General features: G+C 63.3%; 25 protein-coding genes. 17 read left to right on the plus strand and 8 right to left on the minus strand.

Annotation, left to right across the window (positions count from 1 at the left end; genetic code table 11):
* Positions 1–22 precede the first annotated feature (22 nt).
* Together kdgD (BVH06_RS17855) and kdgD (BVH06_RS17860) are read right to left on the minus strand one after the other, a co-directional pair.
* Entirely contained in the window at positions 23–934 is a 912-nt protein-coding gene (gene kdgD / locus BVH06_RS17855; RefSeq protein ID WP_075934963.1) for a 5-dehydro-4-deoxyglucarate dehydratase, read from the minus strand.
* A 496-nt stretch (positions 935–1,430) separates the two neighbouring features.
* Positions 1,431–2,342 (minus strand): 5-dehydro-4-deoxyglucarate dehydratase, encoded by a 912-nt coding sequence (kdgD, locus tag BVH06_RS17860; protein ID WP_075931766.1) that lies wholly within the window; start codon positions 2,340–2,342, stop codon positions 1,431–1,433.
* A 372-nt stretch (positions 2,343–2,714) separates the two neighbouring features.
* Here kdgD (BVH06_RS17860) and BVH06_RS17865 point away from each other — a divergent pair, with 372 nt between their 5' ends.
* The 6 genes from BVH06_RS17865 (at position 2,715) to BVH06_RS17890 (ending at position 8,485) form a co-directional block, all read left to right on the plus strand.
* Positions 2,715–3,542 carry an NAD(P)-dependent oxidoreductase gene (locus BVH06_RS17865; RefSeq protein WP_075934964.1) on the plus strand — a complete coding sequence of 276 codons (828 nt, stop codon included), beginning with the start codon at positions 2,715–2,717 and terminating at the stop codon, positions 3,540–3,542.
* A 40-nt stretch (positions 3,543–3,582) separates the two neighbouring features.
* A complete protein-coding gene (locus BVH06_RS17870; RefSeq protein ID WP_075934965.1) occupies positions 3,583–4,476 on the plus strand; it encodes an SMP-30/gluconolactonase/LRE family protein in 894 nt (297 codons plus the stop codon).
* 82 nt (positions 4,477–4,558) lie between these two features.
* Positions 4,559–5,533, plus strand: a complete 975-nt coding sequence (locus BVH06_RS17875) for a TRAP transporter substrate-binding protein (protein WP_075934966.1) — start codon at positions 4,559–4,561, stop codon at positions 5,531–5,533.
* Positions 5,534–5,649: 116 nt separating this feature from the next.
* Positions 5,650–6,177: a TRAP transporter small permease gene (locus BVH06_RS17880; RefSeq protein WP_075931770.1), complete on the plus strand. Its 528-nt coding sequence runs from the start codon at positions 5,650–5,652 to the stop codon at positions 6,175–6,177.
* Positions 6,177–7,457, plus strand: coding sequence for a TRAP transporter large permease (locus BVH06_RS17885; RefSeq protein WP_075931771.1), 1,281 nt, complete (start codon positions 6,177–6,179; stop codon positions 7,455–7,457). Before BVH06_RS17880 ends, BVH06_RS17885 begins: the two co-directional genes overlap by 1 nt.
* A gap of 116 nt (positions 7,458–7,573) precedes the next feature.
* Positions 7,574–8,485: an EamA family transporter gene (locus tag BVH06_RS17890; RefSeq protein ID WP_075931772.1), complete on the plus strand. Its 912-nt coding sequence runs from the start codon at positions 7,574–7,576 to the stop codon at positions 8,483–8,485.
* A gap of 110 nt (positions 8,486–8,595) precedes the next feature.
* On the opposite strand, the gene BVH06_RS17895 is transcribed toward BVH06_RS17890, so the two are convergent.
* On the minus strand, positions 8,596–9,351 hold the full coding sequence (locus tag BVH06_RS17895) for a FadR/GntR family transcriptional regulator (RefSeq protein WP_070887592.1): 756 nt from the start codon (positions 9,349–9,351) through the stop codon (positions 8,596–8,598).
* A gap of 114 nt (positions 9,352–9,465) precedes the next feature.
* Between BVH06_RS17895 and BVH06_RS17900 the strand changes: the two genes are divergently transcribed.
* Both BVH06_RS17900 and BVH06_RS17905 read left to right on the plus strand, forming a co-directional pair.
* Positions 9,466–10,335: an aldose 1-epimerase gene (locus tag BVH06_RS17900; protein WP_075934967.1), complete on the plus strand. Its 870-nt coding sequence runs from the start codon at positions 9,466–9,468 to the stop codon at positions 10,333–10,335.
* Positions 10,336–10,543: 208 nt separating this feature from the next.
* Positions 10,544–10,762: a hypothetical protein gene (locus tag BVH06_RS17905; RefSeq protein WP_027906000.1), complete on the plus strand. Its 219-nt coding sequence runs from the start codon at positions 10,544–10,546 to the stop codon at positions 10,760–10,762.
* Between the two features lie 45 nt (positions 10,763–10,807).
* Here the strand turns inward: BVH06_RS17905 and BVH06_RS17910 are convergent, their stop codons facing one another.
* Positions 10,808–12,292 carry a helicase HerA-like domain-containing protein gene (locus BVH06_RS17910; protein WP_075931774.1) on the minus strand — a complete coding sequence of 495 codons (1,485 nt, stop codon included), beginning with the start codon at positions 12,290–12,292 and terminating at the stop codon, positions 10,808–10,810.
* 157 nt (positions 12,293–12,449) lie between these two features.
* Here BVH06_RS17910 and BVH06_RS17915 point away from each other — a divergent pair, with 157 nt between their 5' ends.
* Positions 12,450–14,345 (plus strand): methyl-accepting chemotaxis protein, encoded by a 1,896-nt coding sequence (locus tag BVH06_RS17915; protein ID WP_075934968.1) that lies wholly within the window; start codon positions 12,450–12,452, stop codon positions 14,343–14,345.
* Positions 14,346–14,628: 283 nt separating this feature from the next.
* On the opposite strand, the gene BVH06_RS25765 is transcribed toward BVH06_RS17915, so the two are convergent.
* Genes BVH06_RS25765 through purU form a run of 3 tightly spaced genes read right to left on the minus strand, consistent with a single transcriptional unit; the run spans position 14,629 to position 16,123 of the window.
* Positions 14,629–14,805, minus strand: a complete 177-nt coding sequence (locus BVH06_RS25765) for a hypothetical protein (protein ID WP_168172925.1) — start codon at positions 14,803–14,805, stop codon at positions 14,629–14,631.
* Between the two features lie 5 nt (positions 14,806–14,810).
* Complete coding sequence (locus BVH06_RS17920; protein ID WP_075931776.1) at positions 14,811–15,233, minus strand: CBS domain-containing protein; 423 nt, start codon at positions 15,231–15,233, stop codon at positions 14,811–14,813.
* Between the two features lie 38 nt (positions 15,234–15,271).
* Positions 15,272–16,123, minus strand: coding sequence for a formyltetrahydrofolate deformylase (gene purU, locus BVH06_RS17925; protein WP_075931777.1), 852 nt, complete (start codon positions 16,121–16,123; stop codon positions 15,272–15,274).
* Between the two features lie 329 nt (positions 16,124–16,452).
* Between purU and mvaT the strand changes: the two genes are divergently transcribed.
* Complete coding sequence (gene mvaT, locus BVH06_RS17930) at positions 16,453–16,836, plus strand: histone-like nucleoid-structuring protein MvaT (RefSeq protein ID WP_075931778.1); 384 nt, start codon at positions 16,453–16,455, stop codon at positions 16,834–16,836.
* 129 nt (positions 16,837–16,965) lie between these two features.
* Here mvaT and sbcB read toward each other — a convergent pair whose 3' ends face one another.
* Positions 16,966–18,408 carry an exodeoxyribonuclease I gene (sbcB, locus tag BVH06_RS17935; RefSeq protein WP_075934969.1) on the minus strand — a complete coding sequence of 481 codons (1,443 nt, stop codon included), beginning with the start codon at positions 18,406–18,408 and terminating at the stop codon, positions 16,966–16,968.
* A gap of 247 nt (positions 18,409–18,655) precedes the next feature.
* Between sbcB and BVH06_RS17940 the strand changes: the two genes are divergently transcribed.
* The 7 genes from BVH06_RS17940 to BVH06_RS17970 all read left to right on the plus strand — a co-directional run bounded on the left by BVH06_RS17940 (position 18,656) and on the right by BVH06_RS17970 (position 26,386).
* The gene (locus BVH06_RS17940; protein ID WP_075934970.1) at positions 18,656–19,414 is read left to right on the plus strand and encodes a hypothetical protein; all 759 of its coding nucleotides are present in this window, start codon (positions 18,656–18,658) and stop codon (positions 19,412–19,414) included.
* A gap of 94 nt (positions 19,415–19,508) precedes the next feature.
* Complete coding sequence (locus BVH06_RS17945) at positions 19,509–20,234, plus strand: RDD family protein (RefSeq protein WP_075934971.1); 726 nt, start codon at positions 19,509–19,511, stop codon at positions 20,232–20,234.
* The gene (locus tag BVH06_RS17950; protein WP_075934972.1) at positions 20,231–21,211 is read left to right on the plus strand and encodes a stage II sporulation protein M; all 981 of its coding nucleotides are present in this window, start codon (positions 20,231–20,233) and stop codon (positions 21,209–21,211) included. The genes BVH06_RS17945 and BVH06_RS17950 overlap by 4 nt, the downstream gene beginning before the upstream one ends.
* Positions 21,198–22,760 carry a DUF4129 domain-containing protein gene (locus BVH06_RS17955; protein WP_075931783.1) on the plus strand — a complete coding sequence of 521 codons (1,563 nt, stop codon included), beginning with the start codon at positions 21,198–21,200 and terminating at the stop codon, positions 22,758–22,760. The genes BVH06_RS17950 and BVH06_RS17955 overlap by 14 nt, the downstream gene beginning before the upstream one ends.
* Positions 22,757–23,983 (plus strand): DUF4350 domain-containing protein, encoded by a 1,227-nt coding sequence (locus tag BVH06_RS17960; RefSeq protein ID WP_075934973.1) that lies wholly within the window; start codon positions 22,757–22,759, stop codon positions 23,981–23,983. Before BVH06_RS17955 ends, BVH06_RS17960 begins: the two co-directional genes overlap by 4 nt.
* A complete protein-coding gene (locus tag BVH06_RS17965; RefSeq protein ID WP_075934974.1) occupies positions 23,980–25,029 on the plus strand; it encodes a MoxR family ATPase in 1,050 nt (349 codons plus the stop codon). The genes BVH06_RS17960 and BVH06_RS17965 overlap by 4 nt, the downstream gene beginning before the upstream one ends.
* Positions 25,030–25,054: 25 nt before the next feature.
* On the plus strand, positions 25,055–26,386 hold the full coding sequence (locus tag BVH06_RS17970) for a DUF58 domain-containing protein (RefSeq protein WP_075934975.1): 1,332 nt from the start codon (positions 25,055–25,057) through the stop codon (positions 26,384–26,386).
* Positions 26,387–26,591 lie beyond the last annotated feature (205 nt).

Consider the following 26,591-nt stretch of genomic DNA (forward strand, 5'->3'; position numbering starts at 1 on the left):
CGCAGCCAGTCGTGGATGACCGTTACTGCGCGCCCTGGGCGTCGATCAGCGCCGCAAGCTGCTCGTACTCGCCTGGCAGCAGCTCGGTCAGCGGGGCGCGGACCGGGCCGGCGTCGTAGCCGGAGATCTTGGCGCCCGCCTTGACGATGCTCACCGCGTAGCCGGATTTACGGTTACGGATGTCCAGGTACGGCAGGAAGAAATCGTCGATGATCTTGCCGACGGTGGCGTGATCTTCGCGGGCAATGGCGTGGTAGAAGTCCATCGCGGTTTTCGGGATGAAGTTGAATACCGCCGAGGAATAGACCGGCACGCCCAGGGCCTTGTAGGCGGCGGCGTAGACTTCGGCGGTCGGCAGGCCGCCCAGGTAGGTCAGGCGCTCGCCCAGACGGCGACGGATGGAAACCATCAGCTCGATATCACCCAGGCCGTCCTTGTAGCCGATCAGGTTCGGGCAACGCTCGGCCAGCTGTTCGAGCAGATCGGCATTCAGACGGCAAACGTTACGGTTGTAGACTACCACACCGATCTTCACCGATTTGCAGACCTGCTCGACGTGAGCCGCGACGCCTTCCTGGGAGGCTTCGGTCAGGTAGTGCGGCAGCAGCAGCAGGCCCTTGGCACCCAGGCGCTCGGCTTCCTGTGCGTACTGGATGGCCTGGCGGGTGGAGCCACCGACGCCGGCGAGAATCGGCACGCTGCCTGCGCAGGTATCGACGGCAGTCTTGATCACCGACGAATACTCGTCAGCGGCCAGGGAGAAGAACTCACCGGTGCCGCCGGCGGCGAACAGCGCGGTGGCGCCGTACGGGGCCAGCCACTCCAGGCGGCGGATGTAACCTGCCGGGTTGAATTCACCGGCAGCGTCGAAGTCGGTCAGCGGGAACGACAGGAGGCCGGAGGAGAGGACGGTTTTTAATTCTTGTGGAGTCATTCTTCTTACACCCTTGGATGAGGACATGGAGGCCGTTACCGGCAACTGAAGTCATACGTTATCGTACAACTATAAAAAATCCAAGCATCTCGATGCATTTTTCTTTGTAAGCAATGCCATCGACCGGCTCGGTGTACGACCCCCCGAATTGTCCAAAAATTAGCCAAAACCTTAATAATTCTCCAATTACATGGCTAATTGCATGCTTTAGATTGAAGAAAAGTCGCTTTCCAGCCTGCGGGAAAGGTTGCCGCAGATGTGAATCGCTTCGTACGACTAGCAACCAAGTCGTACGACGACATCTCTTGGTTTGCCTCGACATTCGAACAATCAAAACGGTGCGCTACATGACGGCACTCGCTTCCCGCCCCATTCAGCCACTGCCCTCTCCTACGCAACCCCGAGTGGCCGCATTTGCCTTGCAACAACCACCCAAAAACGCAAAAGCCCAGGCACAAGGCCTGGGCTCTTTCGTATCGCCGCTCGCGCGTGAAGCTTACTGAGCGCCTTGCTTCTTGATCAGCGCAGCCAGCTTCTCGTACTCGTCCGGCAGCAGATCGGTCAGCGGGGCGCGGACCGGGCCGGCGTCGTAGCCGGAGATCTTGGCGCCGGCCTTGACGATGCTCACGGCATAGCCGGCCTTGCGGTTACGGATGTCCAGGTAAGGCAGGAAGAAGTCGTCGATGATCTTGGCGACGGTAGCGTGATCGTCCTTGGCGATGGCGTGGTAGAAATCCATCGCGGTTTTCGGGATGAAGTTGAACACCGCCGAGGAGTATACCGGCACGCCCAGGGCCTTGTAGGCCGCAGCGTAGACTTCAGCGGTCGGCAGACCGCCCAGGTAGCTGAAGCGATCACCCAGACGACGACGGATGGAAACCATCAGCTCGATATCACCCAGGCCGTCCTTGTAGCCGATCAGATTCGGGCACCGCTCGGCCAGTTGCTCGAGCAGCGGCGCGTTCAGGCGGCAGACGTTGCGGTTGTAGACCACCACACCGATCTTCACCGATTTGCACACCTGCTCGACGTGAGCAGCAACGCCTTCCTGGGAAGCTTCGGTCAGGTAGTGCGGCAGCAGCAGCAGGCCCTTGGCGCCCAGGCGCTCGGCTTCCTGTGCGTACTGGATGGCCTGCCGGGTGGAGCCACCGACGCCGGCGAGAATCGGCACGCTGCCTGCGCAGGTATCGACGGCGGTCTTGATCACCGACGAATACTCGTCAGCGGCCAGGGAGAAGAATTCACCGGTGCCGCCGGCAGCGAACAGCGCGGTGGCGCCGTACGGGGCCAGCCACTCGAGGCGGCGCACGTAGCCTTCAGGATTGAATTCGCCTTGGGCATCGAAATCGGTCAGCGGGAAAGACAGCAGACCGGAGGAGAGGACGGATTTTAATTCTTGTGGGGTCATTCTTCGAACACCTGTAGCGCATGTGGAAAGAGGCAGCCGCTGGCTGTAGAGATACGTTATCGTACGACAATAACTAAAACCATCCCCCTCTGCGACCTTTTATACGCCAAGGGTTCGCAAAAGTCGTCGCTCGAAGCACCGCTGACTGCCGATAAATGCCCGTGACCAACCAGTCATTTCCTGGCTGTCGACATTGCGCAAAACCATGCGCAAACGCACCACGTCTGCGGTTTCTGGCATACCAGATGGATTGCCGAGGTTTTTTACGGCGTCGCGTTGACAGCGCAATCGGAGGCTGTTGATAATCCTCTCACGTCATACGACAACCGATAACAAGCTCTCCATAAAAACAAACCAGAGACCGCTTCCGCCATGACTACCTCTTCCAATGCGCAACCGCCCTTCCATCGCCTGCTGCTCACTGGCGCGGCAGGCGGATTGGGCAAGGCGCTGCGTGAGCGCCTGCAGCCACTGACCGAGATCCTGCGTCTTTCCGACATCGCCGAAATGGCGCCGGCCGAAGGCCCGCACATCGAGGTGCAGATCTGCGATCTGGCCGACAAACAGGCCGTTCACCAGTTGGTCGAAGGCGTCGACGCCATCCTGCACTTCGGTGGCGTATCGGTGGAGCGTCCGTTCGAGGAAATCCTCGGCCCGAACATCAGTGGCGTGTTCCATATCTACGAAGCGGCGCGTCGCCATGGCGTCAAACGCGTGATCTTCGCCAGCTCCAACCATGTCATCGGCTTCCACAAGCAGACCGACACCATCGACGCCGACGCGCCACGTCGCCCGGATGGCTACTACGGCCTGTCGAAGTCCTACGGCGAGGACATGGCCAGCTTCTACTTCGATCGCTACGGCATCGAGACCGTCAGCATCCGCATCGGCTCCTCGTTCACCGAGCCGCTGAACCGCCGCATGATGAGCACCTGGCTGAGCTACGACGATCTGGTACAGCTGATCGAACGCAGCCTCACCACGCCTAACGTCGGCCACACCGTGGTCTACGGCGCCTCGGCGAACAAGACCCTGTGGTGGGACAACAGCAAGGCCGCCCACCTGGGCTTCGCACCCAAGGACACATCGGAAGTCTTCCGCGACAAGGTCGAGGCCCAGCCCCCAGTGCCGGCGGATGACCCGAATGCGCTCTATCACGGCGGCGCCTTCACGGCAGCCGGCCCGTTCGGCGACGACTGAGACCGCACCCTCCCCCGACAACAATAACAAGAGGTCGGACATGCCCAAGCAAGCCGAACTGATTCTCGATGCCCGTAATGCCGTGGGCGAAAGCCCGGTGTGGAGCGAGCGGGATCAGGCCCTGTACTGGGCCGACATTCCCAACAAGCGCCTGTACCGCTGGAACTTGGCGGACGCCAGCACGCAAAGCTGGGAAGCCGACGAAATGCTCGCCTGCATCGCCCAGCGTGCCGATGGCAGCTGGGTCGCTGGCATGCAGAGCGGCATCTTTCAGCTCACCGCTGGCGACGACGGGCGCCTGAACGGCGAGCGCCTGGTCGAGGTCAGCCATGCCCGCGAGCAGATGCGTTTCAATGACGGCCGCTGCGACCGCCAGGGGCGCTTCTGGGCCGGCAGTATGCTGATGGACATGGGTGCGGGCGCCAACGTCGGCGCGCTGTATCGTTACGATGGCGCCAGCCAGGCCAGCCTGCCGGTGCTGCTCGACGACCTGATCGTGCCCAACGGCCTGGGCTTCAGCCCGGACGGCCGCATCATGTACCTTTCCGACTCGCATCCTTCGGTGCAGGCCATCTGGGCGTTCGACTACGACATCGACAGCGGCACCCCGCACAGCCGGCGCCTGTTCGTCGACATGAACGACTACCCCGGCCGCCCCGATGGCGCCGCGGTGGACGCCGATGGCTGCTACTGGATCTGCGGCAACGATGCCGGCCTGATTCACCGTTTCACCCCGGCCGGGCGCCTCGACCGCTCCCTGGAAGTGCCGGTGAAAAAGCCGACCATGTGCGCCTTTGGCGGCCCCAACCTCGACACCCTGTTCGTCACCTCGATTCGCCCGGGCGGCAACCTGGACGATCAACCACTGGCCGGGGGCGTGTTCGCCCTGCAACCGGGTGTCAGTGGTCTGGCAGAAACCCCGTTCGGGCACTGATAACAACCCTGGCCCCGGCGATTCGCGGGGCGCCAGCCGTTACACAACGCTGCAAACCAACAACAACAAAACGGAGCTTCACATGAACTTCAAGCGCAAGTTGCTCATCGCCGCACTCCCGCTGGCATTCGGCCTGTCCAGCCTGGCTCAGGCGGACATCACCCTGAAGATCGCTGAAATCCACCCGGCCGGCTACCCGACCGTGGTGGCCATGGAAAACCTCGGCAAGAAACTCGATACCGCCACCAACGGCGAGATCAAATCGCGCATGTTCGCCGGTGGCGTACTGGGCTCCGAGAAGGAAGTGATCGAACAGACCCAGATCGGCGCCGTACAGCTGACCCGCGTCAGCCTCGGCTCGGTCGGCTCGGTGGTACCGGCCACCAACGTCTTCAACATGCCGTTCGTGTTCCGCGACATCGACCACATGCGCAAGGTGGTGGACGGTGAAATCGGCCAGGAAATTCTCGACTCCATCACCAACTCCGACTTCAACATGGTCGGCCTGGCGTGGATGGAAGCCGGCAGCCGCAGCCTCTACACCAAGAAGCCGGTACGCAAGATCGAAGACCTCAAGGGCATGAAGATCCGCGTGATCGGCAACCCGCTGTTCATCGACACCCTCAACGCCATGGGCGGCAACGGCATCGCCATGGACACCGGTGAAATCTTCAGCGCCCTGCAGAGCGGCGTGATCGACGGCGCCGAGAACAACTCGCCGACCCTGCTCGAGCACAACCACTTCCGCGAAGCCAAGTACTACACCCAGACGCACCACCTGATCCTGCCCGAGCCGCTGCTGATGTCCAAGGCCACCTGGGAGAAGCTGACCCCGGAGCAGCAGACCCTGGTCAAGAAGCTGGCCAAGGAAGCGCAACTGGAAGAGCGTGATCTGTGGGTCGCCAAGGAAAACGCGTCCAACGAGAAGCTCAAGGCCGAAGGCGTCGAGTTCATCGAAATCGACACCAAGCCTTTCTACGACGCGACCGCTCCGGTACGTGAGAAGTACGGCGCCCAGTACGCCGATCTGATCAAGCGCATCGAAGCCGTCAAGTAACAGGTCTTGAAAAGCCAGCTGCGTTGCCGCTGACGCTTTTCAATGACCTGATAAAAATCTCGCGCAAGCGTACGGAGCCGGCGTTCTGCCGGCTCCACACCTTCCGGTGAAGTCTCATGAAAAATCTGGTTCTGGGCGTCAATGACGCCATTTATCGTGCCTGCATCATCGTCACAGGTCTCGCGATCGTGATCATGGCCACGATCATCCCCTGGGGCGTCTTCAGCCGTTATGTGCTGGGGCAAGGATTGGGCTGGCCCGAGCCCATCTCCGTCATGTTGATGGTGGTGTTCACCTTTATCGGTGCCGCTGCCAGCTACCGTGCCGGAGCTCACATGGCCGTGACTTCGCTGACCGACCGCATGCCGCAAGGCGCGCAGCCCGTCATCACCCTGTTCGTACGCCTGATGATGGGCGCCGTCGCCCTGTTCATGCTGATCTGGGGCTACAAACTGTGCATGGCTACCTGGAACCAGTTCCTCAGCACCCTGCCTTCGGTTCGCGTCGGCATCAGCTACATGCCGATTCCGGTCGGTGGTTTCATCACCCTGTTGTTCGTGATCGAACAGATCCTCTACGGCGACCAGCACAAACGCCGCGCCGTCAACTTCGAAGCCGCTGAAGAAGCCAAGGAGGCCGTGTAATGGATGCCCTCATTCTGGTGGGCAGCTTCATTGCCCTGATCATGCTGCGCGTCCCCGTGGCCTATTCGCTTGGCATCGCGGCGCTGATCGGCGCCTGGTGGATCGAGATCCCCCTGCATGCCGTGATGATCCAGGTCGCCGGTGGCGTCAACAAGTTCTCCCTGCTGGCCATTCCGTTCTTCGTGCTGGCTGGCGCGATCATGGCCGAAGGCGGCATGGCGCGTCGCCTGGTGGCGTTCGCCGGTGTGCTGGTGGGCTTCGTGCGCGGCGGCCTGTCGCTGGTGAACATCACCGCGTCCACCTTCTTCGGCGCGATCTCCGGTTCGTCCCTGGCCGACACCGCCTCGGTGGGTTCGGTGCTGATCCCGGAGATGGAAAAGAAAGGCTACCCCCGTGAATTCGCCACCGCCGTGACCGTTTCCGGTTCGGTGCAGGCGCTGCTCACTCCGCCCAGCCACAACTCGGTGATCTACTCCCTGGCAGCCGGCGGCACGGTGTCCATCGCCGCGCTGTTCATGGCCGGTATCGGCCCGGGTCTGCTGATGAGCGCCACCATGGCCACGCTGTGCCTGTGGTTCGCCAAGAAGCGCAACTACCCGAAAGGCGAAGTGATCCCGCTGCGTCAGGCCATCAAGATCTGCGTCGAAGCCCTGTGGGGCCTGATGACCATGGTCATCATCCTCGGCGGCATCCTCTCCGGCGTGTTCACCGCCACCGAGTCGGCTGCCGTGGCGGTGATCTGGGCGTTCTTCGTGACCATGTTCATCTACCGCGACTACAAGTGGCGTGAACTGCCGAAGATGATGCACCGCACCGTGCGCACGCTGTCGATCGTGATGATCCTCATCGCCTTCGCCGCCGCGTTCGGCTACATCATGACCCTGATGCAGATCCCGTCGAAGATCACCACCGCGTTCCTGACCCTGTCGGATAACCGCTACGTGATCCTGATGTGCGTGAACATCATGCTGCTGGCCCTGGGCACCATCATGGACATGGCGCCGCTGATCCTGATCCTGACCCCGATCCTGCTGCCGGTGGTGACCTCCTTCGGTGTCGACCCGGTACACTTCGGCATGATCATGCTGGTCAACCTGGGCATCGGCCTGATCACCCCGCCGGTCGGCGCGGTGCTGTTCGTCGGCGCCGCCATCGGCAAGGTGACCATCGAAGCCACCGTGAAGGCGCTGCTGCCGTTCTATCTGGCCCTGTTCATGGTGCTGATGGCCGTGACCTACATCCCGGCAATCTCGCTGTGGCTGCCTAGCGTCGTACTCTGATACCGCTCCACCCGCGGCGGGTCATGCCTTGGCATGACCCGCCGTTTTTTTAGCGCAGCGAGAACGGTGATCAAACCGTCAGGCGCTCAAGGCTCAACTCGATACGGAAATTGTTTATGACTGCCCCTGCCCTGTTTCCCCGCCACATCGCCGTCATGATCCTGGCGTTGCTGGCCTGCTCCTTTGCCGGCAACCACATTGCCGCGCGTATCGCCTTCGACAACGAAACAGGCCTGCTGCTGGCGATCCTCTGTCGCTCCGGCGTGACCATGCTGGTGCTGCTCGGCATCGTGCTGTGGCAACGCCAGGCCCTGCAGATGCCGCCTGGGGCCTGGCGCTGGCAATTGCTGCTGGGCCTGTTGATCGCCACCCAGAGCATCTGCCTGTACTCGGCCGTGGCGCGTATTCCCGTGGCGCTGGCCCTGCTGATCGGCAACACCTTCCCGATCCTCCTCGCCCTGCTCACCTGGGCACTGGGCGGCTCGGCGCCGACACGCCGTACGGTGATGCTGATGGGCCTGATTCTGCTGGGCCTGGTTTTCGCCCTGGATTTGCCAGCGCGCCTGGGCGCCAGCGAGCAGATCGGCCCCGAGTGGATCGTCGGCGTGAGCGCGTCATTCCTGGCCGCCTGCGTATTCGCCTGCGCGCTGTGGATAACTGACCACAAGCTCTCCAGCCTGCGCGGCTCGGTGCGCAGCATGCTGACCCTGATGATCGTGTTCAGCAGCATGGCACTGGCCGGCAGCGCCGACCTGATTCCTGGCGGCATGAACCTGCCGGCCAATTCCACTGGCTGGACCGCCCTGGGAACGCTGGTGCTGCTTTACGGCATCGCCTTCTGCATGCTGTTCGTCACCGTGCCGCGCCTCAACATGGCCAAGAACGCCCCGGTGATGAACATGGAGCCCATCGCCACCCTGCTGTTCGGCTGGCTGCTGCTGGATCAGGTACTGAGTGGCATGCAGATGATCGGCGGCGCGATCGTGCTGGCGGGAATCGTGTTGCTGACCTACCGCAAGGACGCCTGAGCACCGATATGCGATCAGCCGTGCCTCCGCCTCGCGGCAACGAAAAAGGGCTTGGGTGCCGATCTACGCAGGTAGATTCGGCACCCAAGCCCTCTGGGGGTCTACGGGATTCAGGCCTGCTTGGCCGCCACCTCGGCGGACTCGTGGGCCTGACGCAGGCGCTCCCGGCTGTTGGTCAGGTGCAGGCGCATGGCGGCACGGGCGGCATCGGAATCCTGGCGAGCGATGGCCTCAAAGATCTGCTCGTGCTCGCGCTCAAGACGCGCCATGTAATGGGCATGGTCGTCATGGGCGATACGCGCCGAGTTGAGCCGGGTACGTGGAATGATGCTGGTGCCCAGGTGGCTCATGATATCGGTGAAGTAGCGGTTGCCCGTGGCATGGGCGATCTGCAGGTGAAATTGGAAATCAGACGACACCGCATCGCTTTCGTGGGCAGCGCCCTCGTTGAGCGCATCCAGCGCCTGGCGCATGGAAGCCAGTTGCTCGGGCGTGCGACGCTGGGCGGCCAGACCAGCGGATTCCACTTCCAGGCTGATCCGCAGCTCGAGCACGGCCAGCACTTCACGCAGGGTGACGATGGTCGCCGGGTCGATGCGAAAACCGCCGGGATTGGGCGTATCCAGCACGAAGGTGCCGATGCCGTGGCGGGTTTCCACCAGGCCAGACGCCTGCAGACGCGACAACGCTTCACGCACCACGGTGCGGCTGACGCCCTGCTCTTCCATGATCGCCGACTCGGTCGGCAATTTGTCACCACGCTTGATCACCCCGTCGCGAATGCGCTGGGACAACTCTGCGACCAGTTCCTGTGCCAGGCTGCGATGCTTGCGCCGCGCACGTGGCTGCGTGTTCTGAGTTTCCATAGAGATCGTTATCGTCTGGATGGCCAAAGCGCATCATATCTCAGAGAGTTGTATGATGACACGTTCTTCGTTTATCTCCGCCTAACGGCTCGATAACTGCACAGGTACTGCCCTATGTCGACCGACACTCTACACCTGCACGACGGTATTACCCAGCTCACTCTGTTACCGGGAGTTGGCGGGGCTATCGCCAACTGGGCGGTGGTCTCCACTGGCCAGCCGCTGTTGCGCCCTGCCGACGAGCAGGCGCTCAAGGCCGGTACGCCGCGCCAGCTCGGCTGCTACCCACTGGCGCCGTGGTCGAACCGCATCACCGAAGGCGGTTTCGACAACCCCGAGGGCTGGCTGGCCCTGGCTGCCAACGCCGACAATTCGCCTCTGCCGATTCACGGCAGCGCCTGGCAGCAACCCTGGCAGGTGATCGAGCACAGTGAGCGCTCGGCGCTGCTGCGCCTCGAGAGCCAGACGCCTTTCGCCTACACCGCCGAGCAGCGCTTCGAGCTGGATGACGGTCGCCTGACGATTCACCTGCAGGTCACCCATCGCGGCACATCCCCCACCTGGCATGGCCTGGGCCTGCATCCGTATTTTCCGCGTACGCCCCATACGCGCCTGCAGGCCAGCGCCGGACAGGTCTGGCAATGCGATGCCAACAGCCTGCCCACTGGCTTGAGCTCACTACCTGAGCACTGGAATTTCGCCGAGGAGCGGCAATTGCCGGCAGTCCATACCGACAACGCCTTCATCGGCTGGAACGGCCAGGCGCGAATCGTCGAACCAGACGCTGGATACAGCCTGGAGATCGCTAGCGATCAGGGCATCTACCTGCTGTTCTGCCCCGAAGGCAAACCCTTCTTCTGCTTCGAACCGGTCAGCCATCCGGTCAACGCCCACCACCTGCCCGGCAAACCCGGCCTGGTGCTACTGAGCGAAAATCAGCGCCTAGGTCTCACCTTCACCTTGCAATACCGGCCCCTGAATTGAGCCGAGTGGTTCACGCCGCGGGCTGCCGTGCTGGACTTTCCGCGCGGGTTGATGATAATCACCAGCTTGCCCCGTGTTCGGTCGCAGCTGCGAATAACCTGAACTATCGAAGGGGTATAGGCTTCATAAAGATGTGGTGACCGTATCAGTGAGACCGCCTGGTCTTACGTTGTTGCCCATCTCTCCATCAGAAACCATGGGTACTATCGTGACGAAAGACGAACTGCGCGCCGAACTCGAGCGCCAGGCGCAGCGTTACAAGGATGTATACGGCGGTGAAGTGATCACCTATGCCGCCCAACCGGATCCGGAACGCAAGCCGTGGCGCAAGAAGGCCAGCCTGCTGGACCAGGCCTTCGACAAAGAAATCGAAAAGATCGAAAAAGATCTGTCCAGCAAGGCCGAGGCCAGAGCCGAAAGCGCCTGATGGCGTAACGGCTCCCGGGCTGCGCCAGGCAGCCCACGAACCGGCTCAGCGCCGCCTGGAACCTGACTTGCCGCCCAACAGCGATCCCAGTACGCCCCGTACCAACTGCCGACCGAGTTGATTGGCGACTTGGCGCATGGCGCTTTTCACCGCCTGGCTCGCCAGGCCGCCGAGAAACTCGCCCGCCACGCTGACGGTCGACGGCGCCTGCTTGCCTGCCTGTACCTGCTCGCTCGCCTGGGTCGCGCGGGCAGTGAGAATCTCGTATGCGGATTCTCGGTCGAAGGGTTTGTCGTACTGCCCGGCCAAGGGCGATTGGCGGATCAGCGCAGCGCGCTCGCCATCCGACAGGGGCCCTATGCGCGATTGCGGCGGCGCGATAGCGACACGCTGGACCATGGCTGGCGTGCCCTTGTCCTCCAGCGTACCCACTAGTGCCTCGCCGATACCCAGCTCGGTGAGCACGCTCAGGCAATCGAACGCCGGATTGGGCCGAAAGCCTTCGGCCACGGCGCGCAAGGCCTTCTGCTCACGGGTGGTGAACGCCCGCAGCCCATGCTGGATGCGCAAGCCGAGCTGGGCCAGCACATCGTCGGGCAGATCGCCCGGCGACTGGGTGACGAAGTACACGCCCACGCCCTTGGAACGAATCAGCCGTACCACTTGCTCCAGGCGCGCCTGCAGCGCCTTCGGGGTGTCGGCGAACAGCAGATGGGCTTCATCGAAGAACAGCGCCAGCACTGGCTTGTCGGCATCGCCGCGCTCGGGCAGTTGCTCGAACAACTCGGCCAGCAGCCAGAGCAGGAAGGTCGCGTAGACCTTCGGCGCCTCGTGAACCAGGCGGCTGGCGTCGAGCAGGTGAATGCGCCCACGGCCATCGCGATCCGGCTGCAGAATGTCTTCGAGCTGCAACGCCGGCTCGCCGAACAGCGCCTCGCCGCCTTGCTGCTCGAGGCTGGCCAGGCGGCGCAACAGCGCCTGGGCCGAACCGCTGGTGAACAGCGCGCTGTCGGCGCCCAGCACCTCGGGCTGTTCCTTGAGATGATTCAGCAGCGCCTTGAGATCCTTCAGGTCGAGCAGCAGCAGGCCTTCACGGTCGGCGACCTTGAACGCCGCGTACAACGCCGCCTGCTGGCTGTCGGTGAGTTCCAGCAGCGCGCCAAGCAGCAGAGGCCCCATTTCGCTCAACGTAGTGCGCAGCGGATGGCCGCTCTGCCCGTGCACATCCCACAGGCTGACCGGGTAGGCCGTTGGGCTGTGCGCCAACCACGGCATGCTGGCGATACGCTCGGCAACCTTGCCTTGTGGCGTGCCGGCTGCGCCCAGGCCGCACAGGTCGCCCTTTACGTCCGCCGCGAATACGGCGACCCCGGCATCACTGAAATTCTCGATCAGACGCTGCAGGGTGACCGTCTTGCCGGTGCCCGTGGCACCGGCGATCAAGCCGTGCCGATTGGCCAGGCGCAGCGACTGGCCGACGGCTTCGCCATCAATGCCAGCGCCCAGAACGAATTGCTGATTCAACGCCATACCACCGTCCTCTGGATTAAAGCTTTAGGGTGCTGCTGCCGACATAACCGCCAGGTTACGACCGATTCAGCCTGCGCCGGATCGCACGCCCTGCCCCACTCGCCACCTGGCGACGCCCCACAAGACTGGTTCCAGTGATTATCGGACGCAAGATGCCATGACGAGAAACCTGCAGTTCAGCCACAAGATCCTGCTGGCCGCCACCCTGGTGGTCACGGTCGCCTTCGCTCTGTTCAGCCTCTACAACGACAGCCGCCAGCGTAGCAGCATTCAGGCATCGCTCCAGAGTAACCTGAGCCAGGCCAGCAACGCCGCCGCCGGCAATATCGAAAGCTGGTTGTCCGGGCGTATTCTGCTGGTCGAGAGCCTGGCCCAGAACCTGGAGCTGGCCGTTGCGGGCGGCAACCTGCAAGACGTCATTTCCCGACCGGTGTACAAGGGCGCGTTCCTCTCCACTTATATCGGTGTGCAGAGCGATGGCCGCTTCCTGTCCAGCCCGCCGACCCAAATGGCCGCCGGCTACGACCCGCGCACTCGCCCCTGGTACAAGGACACCGCCCAGGCCAACCGCACCATCCTCACCGCGCCCTACGTCGACCAGATCACCAACTCCCTGGTGATTTCGCCGATCGCTCCGGTGCGTGGCCCGGATGGCAAGCCGTTCGGCATGACCGGCGGCGACGTCAGCCTGGACACGCTGGTGAAGATCATCAACTCCATCGAACTGGGCGACCTGGGCTATGCGTTTCTGGTCAGCAAGGACGGCACCGTACTGGTTCACCCCCAGGGCGACCTGGTGATGAAGAACCTGCGCGACCTCTACCCGAGTACCACCATCGGCCTGGACAGCAAGCTCACCGAGGTCACCCAGGACGGCCAGGAACGCCTGCTGACCTTCTCGCCGGTAAAAGGCCTGCCGGACGTGCAGTGGTACGTGGGCCTGTCCATCGACAAGAACCTGGCCTACGCGGCGCTGGATGAATTCCGCCTATCGGCTGCCATCGCCACGCTGATCGCCGTAGTCCTGATCATCGCCCTGCTCGGTGTGCTGATCCACGTGCTGATGCAGCCGCTGACCACCATGGGCAAGGCCATGGAAGACATCGCCCGCGGTGAGGGCGACCTGACCAAACGCCTGGCCATCCAGTCCCAGGACGAATTCGGTGCGCTGGCCAGCTCGTTCAACCGTTTCGTCGAGCGCATCCACGCCTCGATCCGCGAAGTGTCCTCGGCCACCGCCCAGGTCAACGAAGTTGCCAAGCTGGTGGTCAACGCCTCCAACTCCTCGATCGTCAATTCCGACGAGCAGGCCAGCCGCACCAACAGCGTGGCCGCGGCGATCAACGAACTGGGCGCCGCCGCTCAGGAAATCGCCCGCAACGCCGCGGACGCCTCCAGCCAGGCCTCCGACGCCCGCCATCAGGCCGAGGACGGCGGCAAGGTTGTGCAGCAAGCGATCAACGCCATGACCGACCTCTCGGCCAAGGTCGTCGATGCCCGCGGCAAGATCGAGATGCTCGCCGGCAAGACCGCGGACATCGGGCAGATTCTCGAGGTGATCAAGAGCATTTCCCAGCAGACCAACCTGCTGGCCCTCAACGCCGCCATCGAAGCCGCGCGCGCTGGCGAGGCGGGCCGCGGTTTCGCGGTGGTGGCCGATGAAGTGCGCAACCTGGCTCACCGCACCCAGGAGTCGGCCCAGGAAATCGAGAAGATGATCGAGGAGCTGCAGATCGGCTCCCGCGAGTCGGTCACCACCATGACCGAAAGCCAGCACTACAGCGAGCAGAGCGTGGAAGTCGCCAACCAGGCCGGCGAACGCCTGGGCAGCGTGACCCTGCGCATCGGGGAGATCGACGGCATGAACCAGTCGGTGGCAACTGCCACCGAGGAGCAGACCTCGGTGATCGAGGCACTGAACATGGACATCACCGAGATCAACACCCTCAATCAGGAAGGCGTGGAAAACCTGCAGGCCACCCTGCGCGCCTGCGCCGACCTGGAGCAGCAGGCCGCGCGCCTCAAGCATCTGGTCGACAGTTTCCGGATCTGAGAGCCTGTTCATAATCTTTAAGCCCAGGTTCGTCGACTTTGGCGGCTAAGTGGCGGGAGCGGCCGTTATCCGATCCATTGTGGGCCGCGACCTCGCGGCGAATCGCTCAGGCACCGCCGAAATAGGCAGTCAGGCTGCAATCGTTTCGCCCCGAGGTCGGGGCTCCCACAGGTTGGTTTGAGTGTCTGCTCCTGCCTTGTAGTTGCCTCTTCATGCGCATACAAGACTTTGAACAGGCTCTGAGACCGGGGCAAACAAAAAGGGCGCCGCTGGCGCCCTTCTTTCATTTATCCGAGCGCTGCTGCTCGCGCTGGGTGCGTTGCCACAAGGCCTCGGCACCTTCGAACGCGGTGCCGTCCTCCTCGCTCAACGCCTCGGGATCGAAACGCTGCACGCAGCCCTGGCCGATCACCCGGGGAGCCGTGGCCGTACCTGGTGCATCCGGTTCGTCGTCAGCCATGGCGATCAGCCCCGTGGGCGGCCTTGCTCATGCTGGGCGAATTCCTTCACCGCCAGCAGCACGTCGTGGCGGCTGATCTGACCGACCAGCTTGCCCCCTTCGACCACCGGGAAACGCCGGCGACGGCCTTTGAGAAAGCGCTCCGCCACTTCGATGATGTCCGCCTCGGGCGAGGTGGTTTCCACGTTGGTGGTCATGTACGAAGCGATGGTGCCGCCAGTGGCTTCGTAATAGGCGCCCTGCAGGATGCCCCGCAGACAGTCGCCCTCCGACAGCAGGCCAACCAGGCGCCCCTGGCCATCGACCACCGGCGCTCCGGAAATGCGATGCTCGAGCAATCGATTGATTGCAGTGAACAGATCGGTATCGGCATGAAAGGTCACCAGGTGACGAGTCATGTAATCACGCACTTTTACGGACTTGAGCATGAACGCGAACTCCTTGTTCGAGCATCGGGCCAGACGGCTCAGTCGAATACCACCGTCTTGTTGTTGTGCACCAGCACTCGGTCTTCCAAGTGATAGCGCAGACCACGGGAAAGCACCATCTTTTCCACGTCCTTGCCGAGACGCACCATCTCCTCGATGGACTCGCGGTGGCTGACGCGGACCACGTCCTGCTCGATGATCGGGCCGGCATCAAGCTCTTCGGTCACGTAGTGAGAGGTCGCGCCAATCAGCTTGACGCCGCGCAGCGAGGCTTGGTGGTAAGGCTTGGCGCCGACGAACGACGGCAGGAAGCTGTGGTGGATGTTGATCACGCGCTGCGCATAGTCCTGACACAATTTGGGCGGCAGAATCTGCATGTAGCGCGCCAGCACGATGACATCCGCCTGGTGCTCTTCGACCAGTCGCGCGACCTCGTCGAACGCCGGCTGCTTGTTCTGCGGATCCACCGGCACATGGATGAACGGAATGCCATGCCACTCGACCATGCTGCGCAGGTCATCGTGGTTGGAGATCACGCAGGGAATGTCGCAGTCGAGCTCGTTGCTGTGCCAACGGTGCAGCAGATCGGCCAGGCAGTGGGATTCGCGACTGGCCATCAGCACCACGCGTTTCTTTTGCGCCGAGTCGGTGATGCGCCACTCCATGGAGAATTCCCGGGCGATCGGCGAGAACGCCTGGTTGAAACCGTCCAGGTCGAAAGGCAACGAATCGGCACGAATTTCATGGCGCATGAAAAACCAGCCGCTCTGCGTGTCCGAATGATGGCTCGCTTCGGTGATCCAGCCGTTGTAGGTCGCCAGGAAGTTACTGACCTTGGCCACGATGCCGGTACGATCAGGGCAGGCGATTACCAGCCGAAAAGTGCGCATGAACAACTCCAGAGAATTAGCGAAGGCGCGCATTTTAGCCAGACTAACGAAAAACTGCAGTATCTCGTGCAGGCCTCCGCCCGCCACGCCATGGCCCCAGCCAGGCCCTGAAAAACAACTGGCTTAATTGACACAGCGGCCCGTGCTGTAACCGGTTAAATGGCCTTGTTTTTAAGTGGCAATTAAATCTGATGAATTGTTGCTGCCTCTGCAACTTCTGTTGTTCTAATGCGTCTGTTTACTACAAAGCGGTTTACTTAAAACCAGCCGCTGTCTACTATAAGCAACACTTGGTCACACCTCCCTTGCATTGTATTAAAGGTACGCACATGTCTCTGATCACCGAATACCGCAGCCTCGAAGAAAACATCAAAGAACTGCAAGAACGCCTGAAAAGCCTGTCGCAAGACGACAAGCTGAAAAAGGAACTGGAATTCGAAGGCAAACTGCGCACGCTGATGGGTGAATATCAGAAGTCGCTGCGCGACATTATCGCCCTGCTCGATCCTGAAGCCAAAGTTGGCAAGGCACCGCGCACTGCAGGTAAAGCAGCGGCAACCGGCAGCAAGCGTGCTCGCAAAGTTAAGCAGTACAAGAACCCGAACACCGGTGAAGTGATCGAAACCAAAGGCGGCAACCACAAGACCCTGAAAGAGTGGAAAGCCAAGTGGGGCGCCGACGTCGTCGAAGGCTGGGCTACCCTGCTGGGCTGATGCCAGACCGGGGCGGTGAGTCCATGAAGAACGCCAGCATTGCTGGCGTTTTTTATGGGCGTTTATTCAAGTCGATTCAATAGTGAGACTTCGCTGACCCGCCACGTGACCAACACGTGGCGCTCGCTCTTATATCCCTTCGTTTTGTAATCCATATCGCTGACGCAACTGCTGCGCGTGCTCGATCCAGGCTTGCAATATCAGGCGCTGGCTATCTGTGGCCTGGTTCAAATAAGCCGCCATGTCCGCCTCGAAGCTCGCCAAGGTATTGGGCGCACCCAATTCGCTTTGGGTAAGACGCTGACGGCAGAAGGCGTGCCAGCGCTGTTGCTCTTCACTGTCGAGCGTCGTCGGGAAGTTGCGAGCCCGGTAACGAAACAGCAACTCGGGCAAACGCGCATCATCGAACGGCCAGGACTGAGCCATCAATTGCATCGGGTCACAATTGCGTACCTGCTCGCACAGTCGACGGTCACGGTCACCAATAAAGCCGTCGTATAACTGCTGCTCGGGATCGACGGTCGCTGCGAAACTTTCTTCTGCATAAACCTGCGGCAATTTGTCTCGCCATTGTTCCTGGCTGTCTGCCAGGCGCTGCGCTCGCGCCAGGAACTCGGCCTTGTCCAATTGCAGGCGCTGACAATCCTCCTCACGCAACACTCCGAGCGGCGCGACTACCGGGCAACGGTTGATATGGATGAGTTTGAGCGGCACCGGCAGCTCGTCGCCCAACTCATCGCGCCGGGTGTACAGGCGACGGCGCAAGGTGTCGGCATCCTCGTTCAGCAAGGGCGCAGCATCGAGGTGCAGATCGCAAACGATCAGGGCATTACGGTTGCGCGGATGCCAAGCCAGCGGCAGCACGATCGCCAAGTAATGACGAGCCCCCGAAAAACGCCCGGACACATGCACCAGGGGTTGCAGCAGGCGGACCTGGTCGAGCACCTGTTGCTTGCTGCGCAACCCGTACAGGTAGTCGTAGAGTTTGGGCTGGCGCTCCCGGATCAGACGCGCCAGGGCGATGGTCGCGCGCACATCGGACAGCGCATCGTGGGCCTGGCCGTGGTCGATGCCATTGGCGGCGGTGAGCCGCTCGAGCTTGAGGCTGACGCCGTGTTCATCCTGCGGCCATTCGATGCCTTCGGGGCGCAGCGCATAAGCGGTGCGCACCATATCGATCAGGTCCCAACGGCTGTTGCCGCCCTGCCACTCGCGGGCATAGGGGTCGAAGAAGTTGCGGTACAGGCTATAGCGCGTCACCTCATCATCGAAACGCAGGCTGTTGTAGCCCACGCCACAGGTACCGGGCCTCACCAACTCGGCGTGCACGCGGGTCATGAACTCGGCTTCACCCAGGCCTTCGCGCGCCAGACGATCCGGGCCGATGCCGGTGATCATGCAGGCCGCCGGGTGCGGCAGGATGTCGTCGCTGGGCTGGCAGTACAGGTTGATCGGCGCGTCGATCTCGTTGAGCTGCTCATCGGTGCGGATACCGGCGACCTGCAGCGGCCGGTCACGGCGCGGGTTGATACCGGTGGTTTCGTAGTCGTACCAGAACAGGCTGGAAGGCACGGCGGACTCCTGTGGGGCACCTCTGAAAACGCAGCGATGGCAACGCAGATAGTTCTAGAGATGCCCTATTGCGAATGAGCGTCGCAGTCTAGGTGGGTTGCTGAGCGATCACAAACCACGACGGTGTCGCAAAAACTTGATGGCCGTCACGGGCTTCGCCATAGGCTGGCAAACGAGCCCTTGTTCGGGATTTGCTCCGCCATTAATATCAGGAAACAATCTTATTACCGCTCGCCAAGGATGAATCATGAGTGACGTCACTTCCAATCCCTATGCCGTTCCCACCAGCCAGTTGCAGGATGTACCCACTGGCGATCAGGCACCGAGTGTCGAACAGGCCCTGAGCCGCGGTTACGACTTCACCATTGGCGGCCTGCTCAGCGAAGCCTGGCAACTCACCAAGGGCACCAAAGGCATCATCATCGGCGGTTTCCTGATCTTCTACGTGGCGATCCTGGTGGCCTCGTTCGTGGTCGGCGCCGTACTGGGCATCTTCAGCCTGTTCAGCGATAGCCTGGTACTGATCATCATCGGCCAGTTGCTGACCACCATCATCGCTTCCGCGGTGAGCTACCCGTTCTTCGCCGGCCTGAACATGGTCGGCATTCGCCGCGCCGCTGGCCAGCCGTTCAGCTTCAACGAGATTTTCAGCCACTTCGGTAGCCTGGTGCCACTGCTGATCGCCGCCGTACTGATGATGGTGCTGATCTATCTCGGCATGATCCTGCTGCTGATCCCCGGCATCTACCTGGCCGTGGCCTACATGTTGGCGATTCCGCTGATCGTCGAGCGCGGTCTGTCGCCCTGGCAGGCCATGGAAGCCTCGCGCAAGGCCATCACTCAGCACTGGTTCAAGGTCTTCGGCCTGTTCCTGCTGCTTGGTCTGATCGTCATCGTCAGCGCCATCCCGCTGGGCATCGGCCTGATCTGGAGCATCCCGCTGTTCGTGATGGCCATGGGTGTGCTGTACCGCACCATTTTCGGCGTTCTGCCCGTCGCTCGCTAATACAGCACCTGCAGCCTGGGCCGCGTTCGCGCGGCCTGGTTGCTTCCCGCCCCGCTGCTGGCTAGCATCGGGCTTTGCTCCGTACGACGTGACGATGCCGCCTTCCTCTTCTTCCACCGTTCCTCGATCTCAGCAGACGGTGCTGGACACGCGCTATCAGGTGGAAACCCCGGAAGGGATCGACCTCGCGCTGCGTCCCGCCGGCCTGGTGCCCCGCGCATTGGCCTTCACCATCGACCTGCTGATCCGCGGCGCCATCCTCGCCATCGTCTACCTGACGCTGGGCCTGTTCGGCCAACTGGGCATGGGCCTGGCGACCATTGCGCTATTCCTGGTGACCTGGTGGTACATGGTGCTGTTCGAGGTGCTCAACCAGGGCCGCTCGCCGGGCAAGCAGCTGCTTGGCCTGCGCGTGGTGCATGACGACGGTACGCCGATCGGCTGGCCGGCATCGCTGACTCGCAACCTGCTGCGCTTCGTCGACCTGCTGCCGTTCGCCTACACCCTGGGCATCATCAGTTGCCTGAGCAGCCGCGGCTTCAAGCGTCTCGGCGACATCGCCGCCGGCACCTTGGTGGTCTATCGCGAGCACCCCATCGAACGGCCCAACCTGCCCGAGGCCGAGGCCCTGGCGGCGCCCTTCGTGCTGGATTTCGCCGAGCAGCGCGCCGTATTGGCCTTCGCCGAGCGTGGCGAAGGGCTGTCGACCGCACGCCGCGCCGAGCTGGCGAGCATTCTCGCCGAACCGCTGCAAGTCGACGCCAGCCAGGCGGAAGGCCGCATCAACGGCATCGCCCGCGGCTTGTTGGGCCCTACATGAAACAGAGCGTTTTCGAAAACCGTCATCAGCCCCAGTGGCAGGCCTTCGCCGAGCAGCTTACGCGCCTCGAGGCCGGTGGCCGTGACGCGGAAAAGAGCCGCACCTTCGCCGCCGAGTACCGCCGCCTCTGCCAGCATCTGGCGCTGGCCCGGGCGCGGGGTTACAGCAACCACCTGATCGAGGAATTGCAGCACCTGGCCCTGCGCGGCCACCAGCAGTTCTATCGGCATCGCAGCGCCATCGGCCCGCAGCTGATCGGCTTCGTGCTAGCCGGCTTCCCGCGTCTGGTGCGCGAAGAGTGGCGCCTGGTGAGCATCGCCAGCCTACTGTTCTTCGGCAGCCTGGCGCTGATGGGCAGCCTCGTCTACCTGTTTCCCGACCTGGTCTACAGCGTCATGGATCCGGCCCGCGTCAGCGAGATGGAGAGCATGTACGACCCCGACACCACGCGCCTGGGCCGCTTTGGCGAGCGTGACTCGGGCGATGACTGGATGATGTTCGGCTTCTACATCATGAACAACATCGGCATCGCCTTCCAGACCTTCGCCAGCGGCCTGCTGTTCGGCGTCGGCAGCCTGTTCTTCCTGCTGTTCAACGGGCTGATGATCGGCGCGGTGGCCGGCTATCTGACGCAACTCGGTTACAGCGAAACCTTCTGGTCGTTCGTGATCGGCCACGGCGCCTTCGAGCTGACCGCCATCGCCCTGGCGGGCGCAGCGGGCCTCAAGCTCGGCTGGGCGCTGCTGGCCCCCGGTCGCCTGCCACGCGGCGAGGCGCTGCGCCTGGCGGCGATCCGCGCCGTGCGACTGCTCGGCGGCGCCACGCTGTTCCTGCTGGTCGCCGCCTTCATCGAGGCCTACTGGTCGTCCATGACCTTCTCGACGCCCACGGTGAAGTACTGGGTCGGCGCGGGCCTCTGGGCCTTGGTGCTGGCTTACCTGGGCCTGGCAGGCCGGAGGCACCATGCGCCTGACTGATGCCAGCGTGGCGATCCGCCCGCGCACGCCCTGGGAAGCCATCGACCTCGGCGTATTGATGGCCCGCCAGAACCGCCGCCTGCTGATGGCCAGTTGGGCCGCAGTGACCCTGCCGCTCTTCGCGGTGCTCTGCGCGCTGCTCTGGCAGTACCCATCCTGGGTGATGTTCGTGTTCTGGTGGCTGAAGCCGGCCTACGAGCGGCTACCGCTGTACATCCTGTCGCGCTCGCTGTTCGGCGAAGCGCCGACGCTCAAGCAAGCGCTGAAGGCCTTTCCCGGCCTGCTCAAGCCGCAACTGCTGGCCAGCCTGACCTGGCGCCGCCTGAGCCCGACGCGCAGTTTCGATTTGCCGGTGCTGCAGCTCGAAGGCCTGAAAGGCAAGGCACGCACCCAGCGCCTCAACGTGCTGGCGCAACGCGATGCCGGCGCTGCCACCTGGCTGACCGTGGTCGGCATGCACCTGGAAACCGCCCTGTGGATCGGCCTCGGCAGCCTGGTCTATTTGCTCATTCCGACCCAGGTCTCCACCGAGTGGGACTGGCAAAGCCTGATCAATGGCGACACCAGCGACTGGCTGTGGCTGGAGCACTTGTCCAATCTCGGTTATGCGTTGCTGCTGATTCTCTGGGGGCCGATCTACGTGGCCGGTGGCTTCAGCCTCTATCTCAACCGCCGTACCGCCTTGGAGGGCTGGGACATCGAACTGACCTTCCGGCGCCTGCGCCAGCGCCTGACCGGCGTGGCCTACGCCGTGCTGCTGGGCGTCGGCGTGCTGGTGCTGCAAGCCCCGACGCCAGCGTTCGCCGAACCGCTCGCCAGTTGCCCACTGCCCAGCGAAGACCCCAACGGCCCGGAAGCGGCGCGCATGCTTGCCCAGCCGCTGACCAGCCAGGCCTCGCGGGAAGCGGCGCTGCAAATTCTCGACGCGCCGCCGTTCGAGAACCGCGAAACCGTGACCCGCTGGCGCTTCGGTGAAGAAACCAAGAAAGACGAGCCCGAGCCGCCCGAGAACCTGCAGAAACTGCTCGACCTGATCGAGAACTGGGGCGCCCTGAAAGGTCTCGCGCTGTTCTTCGAAGCGGCCCTGTGGGCCCTGGTGATCGGCGTCATCGCCCTGGTGCTGTGGCGCTACCGCGAATGGCTCGGCACCTTCGTCAGCCGCGGGCGCTTCAAGCTTGCGCGCAAGAGCGAATCCCCCGATCAGCTGTTCGGCCTGGACGTGGTGCCGGAAAGCCTGCCGGACGACGTGGCCAGCAGCGCCGAACGACTCTGGTCACAAGACCCGCGCGCGGCCCTGGGCCTGCTCTACCGCGCACTGCTCAGCCGCCTGATCCACGATCACAAACTGCCGCTGAAAAGTTCCCATACCGAAGCCGAGGTGCTGCCGCTGGTCGATGGCCTCGACGACCCCGAGCTGAGCAACTTCAGCCAGACCCTCACGCGCCACTGGCAGAATCTCGCCTACGGCCATCGCCTGCCGCCGGCCGAGCTGTGCCCGGTGCTGTGCAATGACTGGCGGCGTCTGGTGGAACAAGGGGGCCGCCCATGAGCCGCGCCTTGCGTTTCAGCCTCGTCGCCGTGCTGGTGAGCGCCCTTGGCCTGCTCGGCAACTACCTGCTGCAGCGCGCCGAATCCTACGAGGAAGTGCTCACCCACGGCCCGTCGCCCGAAGCACGCGCCAATCCCTACTTGGCCGCCGAAGAGTTCCTGCGCAAGCAGGGGCTTGAGGTGACCCGCGCCGACAACCTGGCCGGCCTCGACAACCTGCCCAGTCGCGGCCACACCCTGCTGCTGCTCGCCAACCGCAGCAACCTGACGCCGCGACAGAACGAGCGTTTGCTGGAATGGACCGCCCGCGGCGGTCACCTGCTGTTCATCGCCGAACGCATGTGGGACGAGGAACAGGGCAAGAGTGGCGACGGGCTGCTCGACAAACTGAACGTGCAGCAGTACCCGGTCGAGCAGCTCGACGAGGAAGACGCCGAGCAGGAAGGCGACGGTGCTGCCGACGAACAGCCAAGCGAGCCGGCCAGCGAAGAGGATCAGCAAGAGCCGACGGACGCCTACCCGAACCTGACCAAGCTGTACCTGGAAAATGAGCAGGCACCGGCCTATGTCGGCTTCGATACCGACTTCCACCTCTATGACGCCGACAACCTGGCCCATGTCTGGGCCAACAGCGGCGAGGCCACGCACCTGCTGCAGATCTACCACGGCGACGGGCTGATCAGCATCGTCACCGATGCCTGGATCTGGCAGAACGCCAAGCTGGGCGATTACGACAACGCCTGGCTGCTCTGGTACCTCAGCCAGGACAGCGCCGTGACCCTGGTCTACAACGCCGACCGCGATGATCTGCTGACCCTGCTGCAACGCCACTTCAGCCCCGCGCTGCTGGCCCTCGGTCTGCTGCTGGCGCTGACTCTTTGGCACGTTGGTCAGCGCCGCGGGCCGCTGTTGCAGCCGCAGCCCGCCAGCCGCCGGCAATTGCAGGAACACCTGCGCGCCGCCGCCGACTTCCTGTTACGCCAGGGTGGCCAGCAACGCCTGCTGAACAACCTGCAGCAGGACATCCTGCGCCGCGCACGCCGCCGCCACCCCGGTTTCGAACGCCTTGCGGTGGCCGACCAGTGGCAGATACTCGGCCGCCTCAGCCGCCAGCCATCGACCATCATCAGCCAGGCCATGCGCCCACTGGGCCAGAAACGCCTTTCCGCCAGCGACTTCACCCGCCAGGTCGCCCACCTGCAAACACTCAGGAATGCCCTATGAGCGAAAATACGCCCGACCAGCCGAGCAGTCCGATCAGCGAGTCCGCCGCAGCGCCAGCCACTGCCACGACCGCCAGCAACATCGCCCAGCAGCGCCAGCGTGCCAGCCAACTGGCCCAGGGCCTGCGCCAGGAACTGCAGAAGGCGGTGATCGGCCAGACCGCGGTGATCGACGACGTGCTCACCGCGCTCATCGCCGGCGGCCACGTGCTGCTCGAAGGCGTGCCTGGCCTCGGCAAGACCCTGCTGGTACGCGCCCTGGCCCGCTGCTTCGGCGGCGAGTTCGCACGCATCCAGTTCACCCCCGACCTGATGCCCAGCGACATCACCGGCCACGCGGTGTACGACCTGCAGAGCGAGCAGTTCAAGCTGCGCAAGGGGCCGATCTTCACCAACCTGCTGCTCGCCGACGAGATCAACCGCGCGCCGGCCAAGACCCAGGCCGCGCTGCTGGAAGTCATGCAGGAGCGCCAGGTGACGCTGGAAGGCCGTCCACTGGCGGTGCCGCTGCCGTTCATGGTGCTGGCCACCCAGAACCCGATCGAGCAGGAAGGCACCTACCCGCTGCCTGAAGCCGAGCTCGATCGCTTCATGCTCAAGTTGCACATGGATTACCCCGAGCAGGACGAAGAGCTGAACATGGTGCGCCAGGTCACCCGCTCACCGAAGGCCGACATGCTCGACGTCACCCCGCTGCGCACCCTGCTGCAGGCCAAGGACGTGCTGATCATGCAGAAGATCGCCAGCGACCTGCCGCTCGACGATCAAGTGCTCGACTATGCCGTACGCCTGGCCCGCGCCACCCGCAGCTGGCCGGGCCTGGCCATCGGCGCCGGCCCACGTGCATCCATCGCCCTGGTGCGTGGCGCCCGTGCCCGTGCCCTGCTGCGCGGCGGCGATTTCGTGCTGCCCGACGACATCAAGGGCTGCGCCCTGGCCGTGTTGCGCCACCGTGTGCGCCTGTCGCCGGAGCTGGACATCGAAGGGCTGTCGGTCGACCAGGTTCTGCTGCAGTTGCTCGACCAGGTGCCTGCGCCTCGTCTATGACCGAATCCAACCGGGATAAAGCGGCATGAAGCCCTCTTCCACTCTGCTGCGTCTGCTGGTCGGATTGCTCGTGATCGCCATCGTGCTCGGCGCGCTGGACGCGCTTTCGGTGACGCTGCCCGAGCGCCTCACCACCCTGTGGTGGGGCCTGTTGCTGCTGCTCACCGGCGCAGCGCTGGTCGATGCCCTGAGCCTGTCCCGCATGCCCTCGCCGCGCCTGCAGCGCCAGCTGCCGGGCAACCTGCCGCTGGGCCGCTGGAGCGACGTGCGCCTGAGTGCCGAGCACGCCTACAAAAACGGCCTGCACATCGAGGTGTTCGATCACGCGCCTCAGGACATGGCTGTCGAGCACATGCCGCAACGGGTCGAACTGCGCGCTGGCGAGCACACCACCTTCACTTACCGGGTACGCCCGCTGGTACGCGGCCACTTCGTATTTGCGCGCTGCGAAGTCAGCCTGCCGAGCCCGCTGCGCCTGTGGCAATCGCGCCGCACCCTCGAGCTGCGCGACGAAACCCGCGTCTACCCGGACTTCGCCCGGTTGTACGGTGCCCAGTTGATGGCCGTGGACGACTGGGTCAGCCAGCTGGGCGTACGCCAGCGCCAGCGTCGCGGCCTGGGCCAGGAATTTCATCAGTTACGCGAATTCCGCGAAGGCGACACGCTACGCCAGATCGACTGGAAAGCCACTGCCCGCAAACGCACGCCGATCGCCCGCGAATACCAGGACGAGCGCGACCAGCAGATCCTCTTCCTGCTCGACTGCGGTCGGCGCATGCGCAGCCAGGACGGCGAGCTTTCGCACTTCGACCATGCCCTCAACGCCAGCCTGCTGCTGAGCTACGTGGCGCTGCGCCAGGGCGATGCGGTGGGGCTGATGACCTTTGCCAGCGAGCAGCGCCGCTACCTCCCGCCAGTCAAGGGCCAGGCCCAGGTCAACGTGCTGCTCAACGCCGTGTACGACCTGCAGAGCACCCAGCGCCCGGCCGACTACAGCGATGCGGTGGACGCCCTGCTCAAGCGCCAGAGCCGCCGCGCTCTGGTGGTGCTGATCACCAACCTGCGCGACGAGGACGACGAAGACCTGCTGGCCGCCGTCAAGCGCCTCGAACGTCGCCATCGGGTACTGATCGCCAGCCTTCGCGAAGACGTGCTCGACACCCTGCGCCACACTCAGGTGCAGGACTACGAATCGGCGCTGAATTACTGCGGTGCGGTGGATTACCTCAATGCCCGCCACACCCTGCACGAGCGCCTGGCGGCCCATAACGTGCCAGTGCTCGATGCACGCCCGGGCGAGCTGGGCCCCGAGCTGGTCAACCGTTATCTGGCCTGGAAAAAGGCCGGCGTGCTGTAAGAGCCTGTTCATAATCGTTAAACTCAGGTTCGGCGACTTTGGCGGCTAAGTGGCGGGAGCGGCCGTTATCCGATCCATTGTGGGAGCCGCGACCTCGCGGCGAATCGCTCAGGCACCGCCGAAATAGGCAGTCAGGCTGCAATCGTTTCGCCCCGAGGTCGGGGCTCCCACAGGTTGGTTTGAGTGTCTGCTCCTGCCTTGTAGT

The organism is Pseudomonas sp. PA27(2017) (assembly GCF_001945445.1).
Taxonomy (GTDB): Bacteria; Pseudomonadota; Gammaproteobacteria; order Pseudomonadales; family Pseudomonadaceae; genus Aquipseudomonas.

Excerpts from the sequence above, each read along its gene's own strand:
- purU (WP_075931777.1), bottom strand. The coding sequence starts at position 16,123 with ATGCGCACTTTTCGGCTGGTAATCGCCTGCCCTGATCGTACCGGCATC.
- BVH06_RS17875 (WP_075934966.1), top strand. The coding sequence starts at position 4,559 with ATGAACTTCAAGCGCAAGTTGCTCATCGCCGCACTCCCGCTGGCATTC.
- BVH06_RS17950 (WP_075934972.1), top strand. The coding sequence starts at position 20,231 with ATGAAACAGAGCGTTTTCGAAAACCGTCATCAGCCCCAGTGGCAGGCC.
- kdgD (WP_075931766.1), bottom strand. The coding sequence starts at position 2,342 with ATGACCCCACAAGAATTAAAATCCGTCCTCTCCTCCGGTCTGCTGTCT.
- BVH06_RS17910 (WP_075931774.1), bottom strand. The coding sequence starts at position 12,292 with ATGGCGTTGAATCAGCAATTCGTTCTGGGCGCTGGCATTGATGGCGAA.
- BVH06_RS17920 (WP_075931776.1), bottom strand. The coding sequence starts at position 15,233 with ATGCTCAAGTCCGTAAAAGTGCGTGATTACATGACTCGTCACCTGGTG.
- BVH06_RS17915 (WP_075934968.1), top strand. The coding sequence starts at position 12,450 with ATGACGAGAAACCTGCAGTTCAGCCACAAGATCCTGCTGGCCGCCACC.
- kdgD (WP_075934963.1), bottom strand. The coding sequence starts at position 934 with ATGACTCCACAAGAATTAAAAACCGTCCTCTCCTCCGGCCTCCTGTCG.
- BVH06_RS17880 (WP_075931770.1), top strand. The coding sequence starts at position 5,650 with ATGAAAAATCTGGTTCTGGGCGTCAATGACGCCATTTATCGTGCCTGC.
- BVH06_RS17885 (WP_075931771.1), top strand. The coding sequence starts at position 6,177 with ATGGATGCCCTCATTCTGGTGGGCAGCTTCATTGCCCTGATCATGCTG.
- BVH06_RS17970 (WP_075934975.1), top strand. The coding sequence starts at position 25,055 with ATGAAGCCCTCTTCCACTCTGCTGCGTCTGCTGGTCGGATTGCTCGTG.
- BVH06_RS17870 (WP_075934965.1), top strand. The coding sequence starts at position 3,583 with ATGCCCAAGCAAGCCGAACTGATTCTCGATGCCCGTAATGCCGTGGGC.
- BVH06_RS17955 (WP_075931783.1), top strand. The coding sequence starts at position 21,198 with ATGCGCCTGACTGATGCCAGCGTGGCGATCCGCCCGCGCACGCCCTGG.
- BVH06_RS17890 (WP_075931772.1), top strand. The coding sequence starts at position 7,574 with ATGACTGCCCCTGCCCTGTTTCCCCGCCACATCGCCGTCATGATCCTG.
- BVH06_RS17940 (WP_075934970.1), top strand. The coding sequence starts at position 18,656 with ATGAGTGACGTCACTTCCAATCCCTATGCCGTTCCCACCAGCCAGTTG.
- BVH06_RS17900 (WP_075934967.1), top strand. The coding sequence starts at position 9,466 with ATGTCGACCGACACTCTACACCTGCACGACGGTATTACCCAGCTCACT.
- BVH06_RS17960 (WP_075934973.1), top strand. The coding sequence starts at position 22,757 with ATGAGCCGCGCCTTGCGTTTCAGCCTCGTCGCCGTGCTGGTGAGCGCC.
- BVH06_RS17895 (WP_070887592.1), bottom strand. The coding sequence starts at position 9,351 with ATGGAAACTCAGAACACGCAGCCACGTGCGCGGCGCAAGCATCGCAGC.
- BVH06_RS17865 (WP_075934964.1), top strand. The coding sequence starts at position 2,715 with ATGACTACCTCTTCCAATGCGCAACCGCCCTTCCATCGCCTGCTGCTC.
- BVH06_RS17945 (WP_075934971.1), top strand. The coding sequence starts at position 19,509 with ATGCCGCCTTCCTCTTCTTCCACCGTTCCTCGATCTCAGCAGACGGTG.
- mvaT (WP_075931778.1), top strand. The coding sequence starts at position 16,453 with ATGTCTCTGATCACCGAATACCGCAGCCTCGAAGAAAACATCAAAGAA.
- BVH06_RS25765 (WP_168172925.1), bottom strand. The coding sequence starts at position 14,805 with ATGGCTGACGACGAACCGGATGCACCAGGTACGGCCACGGCTCCCCGG.
- BVH06_RS17965 (WP_075934974.1), top strand. The coding sequence starts at position 23,980 with ATGAGCGAAAATACGCCCGACCAGCCGAGCAGTCCGATCAGCGAGTCC.